12 protein-coding genes and 1 pseudogene (1 of these 13 only partly in view) are annotated in these 17,007 nt (G+C 38.6%); 5 read left to right on the forward strand and 8 right to left on the reverse strand.

All coding sequences use genetic code 11. The features are described from left to right. The 3 genes in view from LEP1GSC190_RS02380 to LEP1GSC190_RS02390 are tightly spaced (at most 13 nt apart) and all read left to right on the forward strand, a layout consistent with a single transcriptional unit that may run on beyond the window. Nucleotides 1-826 carry the 3' portion of a hypothetical protein gene (locus LEP1GSC190_RS02380; protein ID WP_002748269.1) on the forward strand. Its footprint begins 68 nt before the window's first position, so only the last 826 of its 894 coding nucleotides appear in the window; the start codon falls outside the window, past its left edge; it ends in the stop codon at nucleotides 824-826. Continuing rightward, nucleotides 826-2,625 (forward strand): TrkH family potassium uptake protein, encoded by a 1,800-nt coding sequence (locus LEP1GSC190_RS02385; protein WP_002748221.1) that lies wholly within the window; start codon nucleotides 826-828, stop codon nucleotides 2,623-2,625. The genes LEP1GSC190_RS02380 and LEP1GSC190_RS02385 overlap by 1 nt, the downstream gene beginning before the upstream one ends. 13 nt (nucleotides 2,626-2,638) lie before the next feature. Continuing rightward, nucleotides 2,639-3,358, forward strand: coding sequence for a potassium channel family protein (locus LEP1GSC190_RS02390; RefSeq protein WP_036036022.1), 720 nt, complete (start codon nucleotides 2,639-2,641; stop codon nucleotides 3,356-3,358). A 481-nt stretch (nucleotides 3,359-3,839) separates the two neighbouring features. Here LEP1GSC190_RS02390 and LEP1GSC190_RS02395 read toward each other — a convergent pair whose 3' ends face one another. The 3 genes from LEP1GSC190_RS02395 to LEP1GSC190_RS02405 are packed head-to-tail and all read right to left on the reverse strand — an operon-like array spanning nucleotide 3,840 to nucleotide 5,051. Further along, nucleotides 3,840-4,127 (reverse strand): acylphosphatase, encoded by a 288-nt coding sequence (locus tag LEP1GSC190_RS02395; RefSeq protein ID WP_002748226.1) that lies wholly within the window; start codon nucleotides 4,125-4,127, stop codon nucleotides 3,840-3,842. Further along, nucleotides 4,111-4,566: a globin domain-containing protein gene (locus LEP1GSC190_RS02400; protein WP_002748219.1), complete on the reverse strand. Its 456-nt coding sequence runs from the start codon at nucleotides 4,564-4,566 to the stop codon at nucleotides 4,111-4,113. The genes LEP1GSC190_RS02395 and LEP1GSC190_RS02400 overlap by 17 nt, the downstream gene beginning before the upstream one ends. Beyond that, a complete protein-coding gene (locus LEP1GSC190_RS02405) occupies nucleotides 4,563-5,051 on the reverse strand; it encodes an RNA pyrophosphohydrolase (protein ID WP_002748260.1) in 489 nt (162 codons plus the stop codon). The genes LEP1GSC190_RS02400 and LEP1GSC190_RS02405 overlap by 4 nt, the downstream gene beginning before the upstream one ends. 409 nt (nucleotides 5,052-5,460) lie before the next feature. On the opposite strand from LEP1GSC190_RS02405, the gene LEP1GSC190_RS02415 reads away from it, so the two are divergent. Then, on the forward strand, nucleotides 5,461-5,892 hold the full coding sequence (locus LEP1GSC190_RS02415) for an SET domain-containing protein (protein ID WP_002748234.1): 432 nt from the start codon (nucleotides 5,461-5,463) through the stop codon (nucleotides 5,890-5,892). 253 nt (nucleotides 5,893-6,145) lie between these two features. On the opposite strand, the gene LEP1GSC190_RS02420 is transcribed toward LEP1GSC190_RS02415, so the two are convergent. The 5 genes and pseudogenes from LEP1GSC190_RS02420 to LEP1GSC190_RS02445 all read right to left on the reverse strand — a co-directional run bounded on the left by LEP1GSC190_RS02420 (nucleotide 6,146) and on the right by LEP1GSC190_RS02445 (nucleotide 13,382). After that, entirely contained in the window at nucleotides 6,146-6,955 is an 810-nt protein-coding gene (locus tag LEP1GSC190_RS02420; protein ID WP_002748204.1) for a glycerophosphodiester phosphodiesterase, read from the reverse strand. A 602-nt stretch (nucleotides 6,956-7,557) separates the two neighbouring features. Continuing rightward, a complete protein-coding gene (locus tag LEP1GSC190_RS02430; protein ID WP_002748205.1) occupies nucleotides 7,558-7,941 on the reverse strand; it encodes a phasin-related domain-containing protein in 384 nt (127 codons plus the stop codon). A gap of 854 nt (nucleotides 7,942-8,795) precedes the next feature. Further along, nucleotides 8,796-9,293: a hypothetical protein gene (locus tag LEP1GSC190_RS20060; RefSeq protein ID WP_237578330.1), complete on the reverse strand. Its 498-nt coding sequence runs from the start codon at nucleotides 9,291-9,293 to the stop codon at nucleotides 8,796-8,798. 256 nt (nucleotides 9,294-9,549) lie between these two features. Further along, nucleotides 9,550-11,454: pseudogene (locus LEP1GSC190_RS02440) on the reverse strand (motility associated factor glycosyltransferase family protein); the annotation flags it as partial. A 119-nt stretch (nucleotides 11,455-11,573) separates the two neighbouring features. Then, nucleotides 11,574-13,382: a penicillin-binding protein gene (locus tag LEP1GSC190_RS02445; protein ID WP_002748282.1), complete on the reverse strand. Its 1,809-nt coding sequence runs from the start codon at nucleotides 13,380-13,382 to the stop codon at nucleotides 11,574-11,576. Nucleotides 13,383-14,298: 916 nt separating this feature from the next. Here LEP1GSC190_RS02445 and colA point away from each other — a divergent pair. Beyond that, on the forward strand, nucleotides 14,299-16,962 hold the full coding sequence (gene colA / locus LEP1GSC190_RS02450; RefSeq protein ID WP_002748271.1) for a collagenase ColA: 2,664 nt from the start codon (nucleotides 14,299-14,301) through the stop codon (nucleotides 16,960-16,962). Nucleotides 16,963-17,007: the final 45 nt, after the last annotated feature.

Consider the following 17,007-nt stretch of genomic DNA (forward strand, 5'->3'; position numbering starts at 1 on the left):
CAAAAAGATTTGGAATTTTGTCTCTGATTTTTGTAAGCAATTGGTTTTGTTTCTTTTTTATACGAACATCAAACTTACGACTGTTTTTCTTATTCTTTCTTTTTTTAATCCGGGTTTATTGTTTTCTCAGAGTCAAACAGACTTTTCCGATCCCTACGATTTCAACCTGAGAAACTATAAAGATTCTCCGACCAGAGAGGTTTATCAGGAATATACGATTCCTCCGGCCTTTAAAAAACCGGCTTTGATTTCTCCTAAGAATGTACAGATTCCTTTCGAAACTCCATTTCCGTCAACCGGCGGTTTACGCAGAACCGTAAATCCCAATACGGAAAGAAAACAAGAAAATCTGATCAATCCTCTTACGGGTAATATCAATGTAGAAGCGATTCTTCAAAGACAGGCGCAACAAGCCGACAAAAAGAAAAAGCAAAATCAGATTCATGAGGAGGAAAAATATACGGAAACAACGCTTCGTCGTTTTTCAATCATCTTCTTTATGACTCTTCCAATCACTCTCGGCTTCGGGTACGCGATTGCTTCCAATGCAAAAGTTCAAGGCGTGCATAAGTTTCAAAAGACGTTCGGTGGTTCCGTTTTTATTTTTACTTTCGGAACGAGTCTTGCTTTTGCAAATGCTTGGCATGATATGAAAGAATACGAATCCATGAAAAAGGAGAACCAACCCGAGTCACCCCCTGTCGAACCAACATCCACAGATTCTCTCGGCTTTGGAAATTCTCTGCCCATCTCCAATGCGGGGGCCTCCGGGATTCCAGGAAGAGAATATAAACTGGAGATTTCGTTTTTTAACGTTAGCTTCTAATGAATTCTATCAAAGAGATAATATTCAATTTATCAAATATTTGGTACAATGTAGCTCTTTTTTATCAGTCTAAAATTTATCCTCTTTTAAGAATCTACTACTCGATCTGCGGAAGTATTTCTCTTTGTCTTTTGATTTTAATCTACGGATTTTATTATCCTCACGAATGGACGCATTGGATTCGACTACTCGTAAACGTAATTGTGGTATCGCTTGTGGTTTATGAGGTCCTTTCGTTTATTTTTGTTGTTGGAAACCTATTCAGTTATCTCAAAACTCATAAGACGGAAGCGATCGTAGTTTTTCTGATCGTATTCCAGGAGATCATCAGCCAGGAAATCTATGAATTTCTCACTTTAAATTCTTTAAGCGGAGAAGATGCAAGTTTGGCTTTTTTGTCTTTGAGTCAACTCTTTCTTCTATTTAGTAATTTCTCTCGATTGATTCGAAAAACGGAACTTCTAAATTACAGACAGATTAGTCCTTCCTTGGTTATTACGGGAAGTTTCGGAATTTTGATTTTACTTGGTACGCTCGCGTTATCCTTACCGAGAGCCCAAGCCGTTTCAATTCCTACGATAGACGTTTTTTTTACGGTTGTAAGTGCGGTTTGTGTTACTGGTTTGAGTACGATATCCGTTGCTTCTCAACTGACTGGGACGGGACAAACGATTCTGATGTTATTGATTCAAATCGGTGGACTTGGTCTTATGACGCTTACCGTTTTTTTTGCGATCTTTTTGGCGGGGCAGGTTAGTGTTACAAACAAACTTCTGATCAAGGATCTGTTTAGTCAGGAAAGTGTGGGACGAGCTTCCTCCGTTTTGAAACAGGTAGCGGCTCAAACTTTTCTCATAGAAGCGGTGGGAGTCCTGTTGATCTTTGTATGTTATCCTGACCAAAGTGAAACGAATCTTAAAAATAAAATCTTCTACTCTTTATTTCATTCGGTGAGTTCTTTTTGTAATGCCGGTTTTTCCACGTTCCCTCAGGGTTTTGCAACCGATTGGATGTCGAACCAAAGAGAGTTTTTATCCATAGTAATGGTTCTGATCGTACTCGGTGGATTAGGATTTCCTACGGTGAATCATCTGATTCATTGGATGTTGAAGATCGGAGATTATCCCAAAAGGATGGAACTGGGAGCCAAGTTGATTCTTACCATATCGGCCGGTTTGATTGTGTTCGGAACGGTTTTGTATTACGTGTTGGAAATGAATAACACTCTTTCCGGATTAGGCGTAATGGATGGAATGTTTCATTCTCTTTTTTATTCGATCAGCACTAGAACCGCAGGTTTTAACACATTAGATGTTTCTAAAATGGGAATGCCCATGGTGTTTGTTAGCCTTTTTTTAATGTGGGTCGGAGCTTCTCCGAACGGCACCGGAGGTGGAATCAAAACAACGACACTTGCGGTTGCCATACTTCATCTATTCAATCATATTAGGGGCAAGGAAGAAGTGGAAGTTTTTGGAAGGAAAATTTCCTCTGGTTCCACTTCCAGGGCGTCTGCGGGAATTCTCGTATCTTTATTTCTGATCTTTTGTGGAATTTTCTTTTTAACATGCACCGAAGATTCCGCATTCTTGGATCTCTGTTACGAAGTTGTATCTGCGTTCGGAACCGCGGGACTTTCGAGAGGGATTACGTCCTCTTTGACTTCGGCGGGAAAAATTTTGATTTGTCTGATGATGTTTTGCGGTCGGGTCGGAATGTTAACCATACTGATCGCTTTGGTTCCGAAAGAAAAAAAATCCGGGCTTAAATTTCCGGAAGAATCAATCATAGTCGGTTAAGAGGAGGCGTGTCATAGTGGTCAAAAAGAAAAATAAAACCCTCAAAAAAAGAATCGCCGTCATCGGTTTGGGAGATTTCGGTAAAACTCTGGTAATCTATTTGAACGAGAACGGGCACGAGGTGACGGCGATAGACAAGGACATAAAAATTGTCGAAGAAGTCAAGGATCATTGTGCTCTTGCCGTTTGTGTGGATACGAGCAGTAGATCCTCGTTGGAAGAGTTGGATCTGGAAGACATGGATGAGATCGTTGTAGCCCTCGCGGAAAATTTTGAATCCTTGATCACTACCGCATACAATTTAAAAGATATGAATTTAAAATGTTTGCATGTTCGTTATCATTCCGAATTGAATCGTAAAATTCTTCAGATGATTGGGATCGAAAATCTGTTCAATCCCGAAGAGAGGGCGGCCGCTTCCATGGCGGAACAACTCAGTTATCAAGGGGTAAAAAAGGCGACCCTGTTAAGCGAAGAATACAGTCTTTTCGAAGTGGAAATTTCTCCTCTTCTTTACGGTAAAAAATTAAGAGAACTCAGGCTAAGGGAAAAGTTTCAGATCAATCTAGTCGGAATCAGAAAAGCGGAATCGAACGGAAACGATTCGGAACCCCAAGAAGGTGGCGTTTTTCTCGCGGATTCCAGAACGGTATTTAGAGAGAAGGAAATTTTAATTCTATTCGGAAGTTCTGAAAGTATCAAACGTTTTACGAGTGCTTATCCCATCAAATAAGGAATCTCTGAAAACGAATCAAAGATACCTTAAACAAAAACATTCGTGTCTTGAAATATTTTTTACTATTTTTGATTTCAATATAGTATAAAATCGTTATGCTTCGTTTTAAAGCTTGTTGCAAGAAGTGTGGGGTTTGGATTACGATCGTAAAAAAAACGAGAATCTCATGCTCTCATATCTGTGCTTGAAAGTCGAAGCGACCGCTCAAAGACAACCCGAAAGAAACCGAGATCTTCTATTAAATTCGAAATCATACGGCCATTTTTTTCCGGTAAAAGTCTTAAAGGTATGGCGGATCCAAGTCAATTTATATCAACACTCTGAAAAAACTTTTAAATGAGAATTTGATCCTCGTTTTTCCGGAGGAAGATCCAAATTTTAAAAGGAGAGACGCGGGTTGATGGATTCTAAGAGACAGAAACGTACGAATATGAATTTTTGGTTATCGTTCGGATTACTTGAGTGGATTTCGTGAAGTTTATTTTTTAATTTCAAAAGTTCTAAAATTCCCTTTCGGGTCTTCCCAACTAATCAAAGCTTCCTTAATCTCGGAGCCTTTGGGTCCCCTTTGAATTGCTTTGTAGAGGTCTTCAATAAATACCTTATCTCCTTCCACGATTGTTTCTACTTCTCCTCCCGGAAGATTTTGGGTGTACCCGCTGAGTCTGCATTCTTGGGCTCTTTGAAGAATGTAATATCTAAATCCTACTCCTTGAACCTTTCCACGAACGAGAATCTTCGCTCTTGAGTTATTTTTGGATCCCATCTTCTTCCTCCGTTTTGCCTTCCAAATTCACCATCCATGCCGAGAAGTCTTTAAAAAAAATCCAAAGAATTTCTTTTATGGAAACGTCAGCTTCCCAATCGTCCAGAGCCTTGCGATAACAAGAGAGCCAAATTCTTCTCGCCTTTTCATCGATCGGAAACGGAAGATGTCTTGCACGCATCCTCGGAGGTCCATGGTTTCGAGAATACAAAAAGGGGCCCCCGGTAACTTGAATTAAAAAATCGGCGGATTTTATTTTACTCTCTTCTAAAACTTCGGGAAACATAAAAGCAATCGGACTCAGGGAGATCTGATCGTAAAAAGTAGAAACCAGATTTCGTAACCGATTTTCGCCGACCGCGTCGAAAACCGTTTGTAAGCCCGGAATCGGACCGGGGGGGCCTCCCGGTGGGATGAAAATGGATCGTTCTTCCGTCATAGTTTTTCTTTCGCTTCCTGGAGAAAGGTATGGATCTTAGGACCAAATTCTTCTATAATTTTATAATATACGTCTTTTTTAAAAGGAACAACTGTAGCTAAAGTATTTTCTATGGGAATAAAACGAACCGTTTCAAATTCTCTTTCGTAGATATCCAGCTTACAGTCTTTTATTTCTCCATTCCAATGGATCAGAAACCATTTTTGAATTTGCCCTCTATATTTTTGAAGGTGTCGATTAAGAGGAAGGTTTTCCGGAAAATCGTAGGGAATCCAATCCGGATACTCGGCGATAATTTTTCCAGAATCGATTCCGACCTCTTCGTACAATTCTCTTAGAGCTGCTGTAGTTGGGTCTTCGGCTTCATCGATTCCACCTTGAGGGAATTGCCAAGAGCCAAGAAAGTTTGGCCTTTCTCCCACTAAAACTTCTCCATAGGAGTTGAAGACGACCATTCCGACATTCTTTCTATAGGGCTTTTCCATACGAATAAGCTCCCGTTCGAGCTTTTCTATGACAAGAAGTTTTAGAGTCGTTTTGGTCTTTCCTGAGGTCGTCTGTTTCCGGAATGTAGAGGAAATTTCATATCGTAACGTAAAACGTCGTTTGGTCTTACTTTAAGTTTTATGAATAAACTGAAATCTTATGGGGTTAATCAATCGTTAAGTTTAGAACGAAGAACAAGCCGGTTTCATTACACAGTATTGATTTTTAGACCTTTTACGAAAACTATCTATGGCGGAAGATTTGGTCTTGGAAAATACCAAACTTAAGAGATAGATAGTTATAAAGAATCTCTTTTAAGACAGGCGCTCAGAATTCAGTTGCAAATTTTATACTCTCTTGGGAATCATAGATAAATTCTGTTCGTATCCAGGAGTTTTAGTTTCAACGATGCAATTACGTAAGAAGATTTCGCGTTCCCGTATTTTCCATGAAAAAGACTTTGAGATCAAAGCTTCGTCGATTCCTGGAATCGGGATGGGGCTTTTTCCGAAAGAAAACGTAAACAAAGGAGATACTATCGGATATTATACCGGTAGAGTTCTTACCGATAAAATTGCAAATTCCTCCAAATACTGCGAATCGAAATATTTACTTTGGATTTGTAAGGACCATTGGATTTACGGAGAGGGAAAGGAAAGTAATTATACTCGTTTTATGAACCATAGTTCTAAGCCGAACGTAAAACTTGTTGTGTCCGTTCGTTGGAAAACAGCGAGATTCGAAGCAATCCGAAAGGTAAAGGCGGGAGAAGAATTATTTTTCGATTACGGTGATGAATATTGGATCAATACGGACATCGATCCGGTAGAAAGAAACTAAAGGTTTGTCCAAAACCTTAGGACGTGGAAATTCCTATGGGAATCGAACAATGAAAAAAGCCCATAAACTACTTAAAAGACGTAATCTGTAGGCTTTCGCATTTTGTTACGAATTGCTGAAATGATGCGTTGATTTTTTTGAGGTTTTGGGACAAGTTTTAAATCTATTTCAAAAGTAGATTGTGATATTGTACGAGAGGGTTTTTGAGATAAAATAGAAAATTCTTGGGAGGGAATTATAGTCCTTTAGCAATTTAAATTGTACGTTTTGGGGAATATCGAAATTTCTTTTCTACCAATGTTCTCATTAATTTCGGAAAATTTGTAAAAAGACCGTCCGCTCCTCGACTTAAAAAACGTTTTATCTCTTCCGCCTCATTGACCGTATAAACGACGCTTAGGAAATTTTTTTCTGATATTAATCTTAAATTTTCTTTCGAAGCGTCTTCCATAGAAGGATGAATACTCCACGCTTTGATCCTTTCTCCGAAAACGATTGCCTCGGAAACGTCTCCGTTTCCGTCTCCCACTAAAACACCTAATTTTATTTGTTGATTGAGCTTTCGAATCCTTTCCAAACATTCCCAGGAAAAGGAAGAAATTACAATTCTAGGTAGCAATTGAAACTGACGAGCCAAGTTCAAAACACTAAGTTCGATCGAATTTTCGTTCATGTGGGGGTCCAAGGCCGTTGATTTGATTTCTATGTTCAAATCGGTTTTGGATTTTTGGATCAAGCGTAATACGTCTTTTAAAAGAGGAATTTTTTCTTTTTTGAATTTTCGAGAGAACCAGGAACCCGCGTCCAATTCGTTGAGTATTTTAGCTTCGAACTTCCGAACGTTTCCTACCAATTTGGTTGTTCGATCTAAATCATCATCGTGGATGACTACAACTTCCCTGTCCTCGGAAAGAGTAACATCCAATTCGATCAAATCGGCTTTCACTTGAATTGCTTTTTGAAACGCAATCATTGTGTTTTCAGGAAATTCTCCACTGAAGCCTCTATGTGCAAATACGAGAGGTCGTTTTAAATTGCTGGGGTCTTTTATGTTTTCAATCATATCTATTCGTTTTTAGACAAAATGGCGCTTCTTTTGGATACGAAAAACGCGGATTAAATCAAAAAATGCATTAACCACAAAACAAAAAACCAGCAGAAGAAATTGGAGTGAAAAGAAAAGTATATGTAGGCTTGGATGTCCACAAAGAAACGATCAGAATCGCGTATTTAAGAGTAATTCTAAAAGGAAATGTTGAAAGAACAACAGATAAGTATAATAAGGGCCGGATTAAAATAAACTATAGGGAAGTGTTGCGCGGAGTTGTTTTTTAGACTAGGAACAGCTTATAGATTATCTTGCGGGTATCCACGCGAATATCAGTCCGAATAATCGTTGCGAATTTTTTTCTCTAACTAGGTTAAACGATTTGATGATAAATATGCGAAAAAATATTTACTGCTACAGCTGGGACAAGTTCTTAGTGTTTCTGAAATATTTTCCGCGAAAATACTGCAATTTTTAAGTTCTGTAGTTTTGAATTTCTAAATGTTAAAAGTGGAAGGTTCGGATTTTGAAACGAACCGTAAATTCTCTCGGAAGTATTTTGAAAGAGGATTCAGGCGGGTTAAAGTAAGCCCGCCCGAGAGGGAAAGTTACTGCTCTTATTTAGAAACAGCAACTTTTCCAGCAGTGGTGTTTTTAATTGCCTCAGCCACTTCGTTGATTTTTGCTTTTACAGCTTCGATTTGACCTTCAGGAATTTTGTTTTTGATCTCTTCGGTGATTTTGTTGTAGTTTTCAATAATCTTCGATCTGGTTTCTTCGTAGTTCTTTCCTGCAACGGAAGTTACTTCCTTAATGTCATTGATTACTTTATCAACGGTTTCACGGATTTTTACGGTCGTCTCAGAATTGTCGGAAGCTCCTTTTGTAACAAGTTCCAAGTACGTTTTTTCAAGATCGGCTTTCGCTTTACCCAGACCTTCTTGACTAGCTTTAATAAGCCCTAGACCTGCGTTTAGAATATCTAGAATTTGTTTTTCCATTTAATTTTTCTCCTTGAGATCAATTTCTTTGTGCGATGCACAAACCTTTTGTATTGCATTGCACAATTACAGTCAATAAAAAAAAAGCAAACTTCTTCAAATTTTCAAAACTTTTCTGAAAATTTTAAAAGTGCTGAATCTGAATACGGATAATCATTAAAAGTTTGTCCTAAAATCTTAAAAGCACCTCTATAATATTTAAAGATGACAACCCTAGAATCGAATTTCTAAGTAGAATTGTCATTCAATGAGAAATTTATTTTATAGAAGCTTTTTTAAGAAGTCTGTCTCAAAACCTGAAAAAAAAATCACGATTGTTATCTACTTGGGCGCATGAAAATAATATCATAATGAGCTTGTTTCGAAAATTAAAATATAGGATCTTTTTCAAAAAGCCAATAATTCCGAATTAGGCGTAATTCTTGAGATCTTCTACCTTTTGCAAAATTGCCCGTTAATTTTTGGCTCCATTTTGATACCTTCGCGTAGTAGGTTACCAATAGCAGAAGTCACTTTGCTCATGCATTAGGTTTTAACAGTTTTTATTGTTATTAGAGTTTTCGCGTGAGTTTCTACATTTTGAAGTTTTTGGGAAAATTTTTTATCTATGTTTATTAGAGAATTCTACGACTAAATATATAATATATGCAAGTACAAACGGTGCGCTCACAACATCAGCTGCGATTGCAAATGGGTAAGCCAAATAACCCAAACCGTAATAGATTATGTTCGTTGGACAATGCTTCTGGACCAAGGATTAAATGTTATATAAAATTTTCGAAGAAGTCTGAGTCGAGACAGACCAAACCGCATAATAGGCACTTGGTGATGAGTAGGAGAATGTTCAGGAATAATTACGAAATAAATAGGAGGAGTTTGAGGAATTTCAGATAATGTAAGTAATTTCGTGTTCGATTGTTTGGAACAGTCGGCTTTGGTTTGAGTACATACGCGCCGCTGAGTGAAATTATGCTGCCTTCTATTTTAGAACGATCCATTGCAAGAGTTCTATTTTTAGAATCCGCGATGCAAAGACCGTCATAAGAATTTTTACGTTCTACGAACCATGCTTCCTTAATGTCGGAGATCTTTTTTCTAATGTAAGTTCCGCGATAGATAATGAGGTCAACATGATCATGATCCCTCAGATGAATCGCCTTTCCAAGATCATAAAAAAATAACTTTTTTTGCGTTTTTTCAACTCGGATCGATGAATGAAATTCCCCGCTTTTAAATTCACATTTTTCATTGAGAGTGTGATTGATAATATCATAGGAGTATTCTTCACTTTGGGCGGAGTTTGTTTCGGGCTGGGGTGTGCAATAACGTCGAAATCTATTTTCTCGCTTCATTGTGTAAGATATTTCTAGGAGAGGATGATTCTTTTTCTGTAAGATCTTCATTTTGTTTATAGGAGGTCTTTCATAATCATAAAACGAAGTTGTTGATGATACCCTCACAGGTTTAGAGTCAGGCAGTTTACAAAAGGTAAAACAACGAAACAAAAACAAAAAATCCGAATTCGTTTATAAATAACGGTCATAGTCAATTTTCCGATTCAAAGTAGTATATGAGTCAAATGAAATAATATCGTCTGATTGAAGCGTTTCAATATGAATCCGTTATTCTACTAAGTCTCGTAATTGCCTTCCCGATCAACTTAGAATGGAGTTTACAGGCTTCTTCCAAACCTTGGTACAGAAGAAGACTTTTCTTTGCGATTCCTAATCTTTCGTTTTTCTTTTCTTCCAAATTCAGTCCGCCTTCGTAACCTTCCGTAATCATTAAAACGGTTCTTTGAATACTCATTCCCAGTATTTCTGTCAGGCCCTTACGGGAAGAAACCTCTTCGTCTATGTAATCCATTTCTTTTAAGTGTTTCAGAATCTGGTCCTTGAACTTATCTTCGGCTCGAACTTGGGAATACAAACGGGCCGAAAGGATTCTCCCTTTTGTAACTTTTTCGGAAAATCCTTTGAGTTGTTCGAGCAACGTTTTCAATTCGGAAAGAATCTTTTCCTGCGTATTGAACTGGACTTCTTTGATGGTCGTGTTTTTAATCGGAAATTCCGATTCGATTTTGTTTTCAGCGGAAACGTAGTTGCTTTTTTTCTTGGATATACTTTCTCTTATTGGGGAATCAAATCCGAACGTGTCTGAAATTTTATGAATTTTTTCTCTTGTTAAGCGAACAGATTTTAAATCACATTCGTTTTTTTGCATGTATTCCGAAAAATCCACGTTAGGAATCCCTTCTAGAATTACACCGTCTTTTCCGAAATTAAACCAAGGATTTTTTTTCGGATGTTCTTCGAACCATTTTTTGAAAATAAGAAGTTTTTCGTTAGTTTGTATTTCTTTGCCGCGGATTGACTTTGTCCGTTTAACGGGAAGGGCGGTCATTTGTTTGTGATTATGATATTCTCTTCTGAGTTTTCTGGATTCGATGTGATTCAGTCTTTCTTCTAAAACTGCACCTTTGCAATGTGCCAGTTTATCCGGAAAGGAAAGATCCTGGCCCACAAGAAGAATGTTTCTTGCTTCCATCTTTTCCGCGAGGCTTGTTGCGTTTGTCGAAACGGATCCTCCGAAATCGACGACTCCGATTTCCTCTTCCGGTTTAGAAGAAAGGATCTTAATCAAAGGAAATGGAGAGGAAGTAAAAAAGCCTTTTTTGAATTTTCCGGCAAGCCGTAGAGAATGATACGAAGAAGTTGGATCGAAAACGATCTTCGCATTTCCGTTATATCCTTCCAAGTATTTGGTATTGAGAGCCTGAGGATCCACGGAAAAAAATAAATCGGGATCAATTCCCGCGTTCCAAAGAATTGTCAATGCAGTATCAACCGCAATTAGAATTAGATTTTTTCTATAGGTTCGGATATCATCCAAGGAAAAAATCAAAGAAGGTCCTGCCCCACAAACGAGTATATCTACTTTGCCTTTGCAGAGTCCGAATAAAGAGCCGATTGGTTGCATCTGGGCGAGTTCGGGGAGATTGGAAATAAAATTCCGAGTCCAGATTTTTTCAAAACGAGTGAGTGTAGAAATGTTTACGTCCTTTTTGTGAAAGAATCCTTCCGATATAAGGCGTAGTTCTTCGTAAGAATCTTTTTTCCATTGATTGCTTCCCCGGTGAGGAATAAAGCTGATCGGAAAACCGGAAATTCCACGAAACGCGGCGTAAAGATCCTGTTCTAAAATTGGGGCCAATAGAATCCTGAGTCTTCCGGATTCTAAAAATTCGGAATAGTCGAATATAGAAAGCGCATAACGTATAATCGTCGGTTCGACTTCCATCCAGATTGCCGTTAGATTTTTAAATTTTAAACTTTCCTGAACTACGTAACCGATTCCCGCTCCGAAAAAAAGAAAGACTCTTTCTTCGTCTTCTTTTTTCAAACCTTCGAGAAGTCGTTTGGATTCCGTAATCGGATCCATCAGGCTGTGTAATGCGATTCCATCCGCGGTCAAAACGGGATATCCGGTTTTGGAAGTTTTAATTTCCATCGAAATGGGAGGCGGAGATTGAAGGATTTTTTCTTTGATGGAGGAAGATAGGCTTTTAAAATTTTTTTCGAGAATTGATTCGTCTGGGACGGAATATATCATAATTTTGGAATGGATTTAAATCATTTGAAATACAGATTCAGTCTTCCATCTCCGATTTTTTTTCCCGGGTTGGGTTCTTGTTCATAGCAAAATCCGCTTCCATGAAACTTAACCGGAATTCCCGAGGGTCTTAAAATTTCCAGGGCTTCTCGTTTACTTTTTCCGATGAGATCCGGAATTTCTCCCGTGTTAGTTCCCTTTATGTTTTTTCTCTGAAAATGTTTTAAAGAAACGTTTAAGGTCCTTTCCCCTTGTTCTATGATCGGAATGATATTTTCGACAACCTCTTTGAAAACGGGGGCTGCGAGTCCGCCTCCCGAGTGTGTGCCGCCTTTTGGTTCGTCAAAAAGAATCAATCCTACAATTTTGGGTCGTTCTGCGGGAAAAAAACCCAAGAAAGAAGCCGACCATAATCCCTCTACATAACCTTTTCCTGATATAGCTTTTTGGCCCGTTCCCGTCTTACCGGCGATGGAATATTCTTGAATGTAGGCGTTTTTTCCCGTTCCGGATTGAACGACTCTTGTCATCGCTTTGAGAATCTTTTCTGTCGTGTATTCGCGAATTCCGATCGGAGATTCTTGAGTTTTAAACTCGTGAAGAATTGCTCCGTAAGAGTCGCTAAAATGAGAAACGACTCGGGGGGTCAGCATTCTTCCGCCGTTGACTACCGAAGCGGCAGAAGCGACCAGCTGAATAGGAGTTACCGAAATGCCTTGTCCAATCGCCATAAACATTGAAGTTGCAGGAGTCCATTTTTTCAAAGGAGGAAAATAACCTACGGATTCGTTCGGTAAAAATCCTGTCTTTTCTCCGAACTGAAACTTCTTCATGTAATCGTAAAGTAAGGTTTCGGGAATTCTTTGGGAGGCCTTGATGATTCCCACGTTGCAAGAATACTGTAAGATTTCCTCTAAGTTCAGATGTCCATGCGCATTTGTACATTTGATCTTGGTTTTACCAAGTTCCACATGACCAGGACAGTGAAACTTTTCATCCGGACGTATTAGATTTTCATTGAATAGAACGGAGGCCAGAAAGATTTTCATCGTAGAACCAGGCTCATAAACGTGACGGATTGCCCAGTTCGTATGGGAGTCTTCTCCGGATGCGTTGTATTGGTTGGGATCAAACGCTGGGAAAGAAGCGGAGGCTAAAATTTTGCCGGTATTGATATCCATCAAAATCCCGATGGCCTTTTTCGAGCCGGTTTCTTCAAATCGTTTACCGAGAGCCTTTTCGAGTTTGTATTGAATCAGACCATCGATCGTTAGATGGAGATTACTTCCTCTCGAAGAATCCGATTCGGTCGGAGTCATTAATTCCTGATTGTATTGCACTTCCAAACCGGAGAGTGCACGGTCGTCGTCCATTCCGGTAAAACCTACAAGACTGGAGGCAAGGTTTCCGTGCGGATAGACTCGTTTGTATTCTTTTTCTCTTCTTACTCCGGGGAGAGAAAGTTCCATAATCTTATTTCCGAGAGATTCGTCGATCTCCCTTTTTAACAGAAAATAGCGACTCTTTTCCCGAATCATAGCTTCGATTTTTTCAGGAGACATATCCAAATACGGCGCCAACTGGACCGCGGTAAAATTCGGATCGTAGATGTTTGCGGGATAGATTCCGATCGTTGCGGAATCGACGGTCATCGCGAGTTCGATCCCTCTTCGATCATAGATTGCACCTCGCATGATTCGATCTCCGGTTTTTAGAGCTACTTCTCGCTCGTTCCAAAACGTGAGAAAAACGACCCTCCCGATGAGAATACAGAAGAGAATACAGAGAAAAGAAAATAGAATTGTAAGTCTGATTTTGTGGGATTTCATTCTCTTTTAGTAAAGATCGACGGAAACCTTGATTTCGAAAAGTGATGTTTTCGATGATCCCGAATTCTGTTCTCATGTTTTCTACAAGAACCCTCAAGAAAGATCCTTTGATATATCTAGGCCAAAAACGTTCTATCGGTCCCCTTCGCGAATACCTTCTGAAATCTAGGAACGCTGCACCTTTTTGAACTTTTCCAAAGATTTCATGATGAGAAAAACGTTTTTTTAAGTATCTTCATCTTTTTTAGTAAATCGTTTTATCTTTCGCAGATTACAACTTTAAGCGAAATGGGAATATTTACTTACAAAAAGGTAATTAACTTGAGTTCGATATAGAAAGTTTGGACCGCGCTTTTCGTTCTAATTCCTTCGGAATTTCCACTACAATCGCTTTCGCATTTGTTATGCTGAACTCACGTTAATTATAAATGAAGTGCACTTACTAAGATTTAGCTTTAGAAAAACAATAGAGTTGTTGAAAATTAATTTTTCATCCGTTTCTATTTTCTGAAAACGGTCGATTGAAACAGTTTTGTGAATTGTCACTATGGAATTTTCAACAACTCTAATAATGATTTTATAAAATATGGCTCCCTTAGGTTTACCCTAAAAGGAATGTCTTCTCAGAAAATAAAAAAGATTAGAACTGTCTCAAAAATACTTTATCTTTGTTTAAAATGCTAATTCCAACCATTTTAAGGTATTTTTGAGACAGTTCTAATCTGAATTTTCTTTTTCAAATCGCCACAAGTACATTCATAAAGCCATACTACCCATCTTAAATAAGTACGGACCTTGTTGTTTTATCATAAGCCTAATCATTTATCTTTTACGATAGCTATGAAATATTTTTTTTCTAAAATTTTGAAAATATTTTTTTAATGAATGTTTCAAGATGAATTAGAGGAAAAATAAAGTGATAAAAAATAAAAGATCCAAGATGCTGGCAGTCTTCGCCATGGTCCTCATTTCATCATTAGGATGTGGTAAACAAAATAACAGTTCAAAAAATGATCGTAGCTTTTTGAGTATTTTGTTGGGAATTCCTGCTCAACCTACAATGAAATCGGTAACGAGAAGTGTTGTTTCGTTAAACGAACCAATCGGCCTTAGGTCCGCTCAAGAGGAAAGTGAAAATGAACAAGACTTTGACGAAAGTATGGATGTTAAAAAAAGAATTCTCATTCCGACGGTTGAATTTTTGAAACCTCATGGTGTTGCGAAAAAGACCGTACAAAATATAATTCTTTCGGAATGTACCGGAAGTTTCGTTGCGAATCTACAACCGGAAGAGTTCGTTACATTCTTGAAAACGCACGATCTCGATTGTATAGACAATTTTGTCTGGACCTACGATCAATATTCGAATTCGATTTACTCTCAAGCGAATATGCTTGCGGTAATGAGGCAATTTAGCGATATTGCTCCTGTTTACGATGGTACAAATGGTTTAAAGTTTTTGCAACTGTACAGAATATTTTGGGCTGGATTCTACTTAAAATACTTCTACCCGTCCATCCCATTTGATCGAAATCGGATCTCGCAAGATTTAATCGTTCCGTTACAGATTTTTGGAAATAGCAGCAATTTCTTAAGCGGAACCGACGAAGCCGGAGAAATTTTATATTCCTTCTTTGCAACGGCGAATAATGCAGAGATCGGAGAGGCGGTTTATCCTAATATTGTCTCGTTCCTTGAAATTTCTTTAAGCGACCAGCAGAGATTAACTAATAGTTATTCTCAGGCCAACGCTTTGTTTGCCGTTTTCACTTTGATCAATCGTCAGACTCATCCGAGCTTTCCCCAATTTCTTGCGAGTATCGATACCTTATTGATCGAGGCTCTAGCAGGGTTAGCTCTGAATACGAGTTTCAATAATGATTCCCAAGTTTGGATCGTCAATACTGCAATTTACAGTTTAAATAATATTTATCATTATCTTCCTGTTTGGCAATCGATGATTACATTGGTTTTGACGGATGTTCTAAATACGTACCCGTATCTTTCGGAGCCATATCTTTGGGCGGTCAGAGGAGTGACTCAAAATTCGGATTGTGCGAATTTGAGTACTGGGCAAATCTGTTTGAGCGTAACCAAAAATTCCGTCAAGGCGATGGCGTTTCCGAATACTTATTCTTTTGACGATGGCACTCAAGTTGTCTACACGTCTTTGTCACTCACATCGATTCAACCTCTTTACCACGCTCTCAAACAAGTTGAATCTCAATTCTTTCGTTTGGTAGAAATTCTCGCTCCGGTATCCGGGGATCCGACCGACTCTATTTCTATGTATGTGTATGGATCTCTGAAAGATTACCGTGTTTTTCATCCTTTCCTATTCGATCTTGCTACAAACAATGGCGGAATTTATATAGAATCGAATAAATCGTTTTATACATACCAACGTACTCCGGCAGAGAGCATGTACACTCTGGAAGAACTCTTACGTCATGAATATGTTCATTACCTTGTGGGTAGATTTATAATTCCCGGGATGTGGGGTCAGGGTTCGGTTTATGCAAATGAAAGATTGACTTGGTTTGACGAAGGAATGGCGGAATTTTTGGCTGGTAGCACCCCGAAAGAAATTCGACCGCGTAAAGTTTTGGTCTCTCAAATTCAATATGACGCCTCTTCTAGGATGAACGTTCCACAGATCGTGACGGCTCATTATGGAGATTTTAAATTCTATCGATATGCAGGTAATTTTTTTCATTATCTGTATACTTATAAAAAAAATACTTTGAGAGATTTGATACGGACATTACGTGATTCTAATATTCAGGCGTTTGATTCTTTAGTTGCTCAAATATCCCAGGACACATCTCTTGATACTTCATATCAATCTTATTTGGACTCTTTGGTTTTGAATGTAAATACGCTTACAAACCCGGCGACCGAAACGCCGAAATTAGCGGATTTGTCCACTAATGATCCAGCAGTCATTCAATCGATTCTTAGGGCGACTACCGTCGGATCCATGGCAAAATGTACGACTGCGGTGTTTGGGATCAATGGTCGTTTCTCTTGCCGGGGTATGATGAGTGGGAGCCTTCGTTCGAGTCCCGATTGGATTGTCGCCTGGTCTGAATTCAATTCTGGAATTAACAATTTGATCTCAACTCTGGAAACCAATCAAGTGAATAATTTAGGAAGTATGAATTGCAGAATGGGTGAGATTTATTTTAGTAAATATTCGAATCAATTTTATCCTTCTGCTCTTTATTCTTGTGAAGGACCGTTGGCGTATCGAACACCGATCTCTTATTCACATCCGGCGCAGGATCAATTGGATTTTCGAGATACAACATTTGGAGTAAATTCTACCTGTCTGACAAGTCCAACATCGGGAACGATTTGTAACTCGCCGATTTCCACATCGGTGTTTCCAAGTACCGCTACGTACAACGAAATGTTTCAGTTTTTAAATTGGCAATTCAACGATTTAAAAGCGGAAGTCTTCATGATGAGGCCTCCGCTTTATAAACGACTCAACTGTGGTTTAAATTCTATTACGACTGTCTCTAATCAGACGACCGGTAATCAGTATCTATCTGCAATTTCGACTTGTAGTCTCTAAATGATTTTCGCTTCTTTATCCAAATTATTTTTGGATGAAGAAGCG

It is taken from the genome of Leptospira mayottensis 200901116, assembly GCF_000306675.2.
Lineage (GTDB): Bacteria > Spirochaetota > Leptospiria > Leptospirales > Leptospiraceae > Leptospira > Leptospira mayottensis.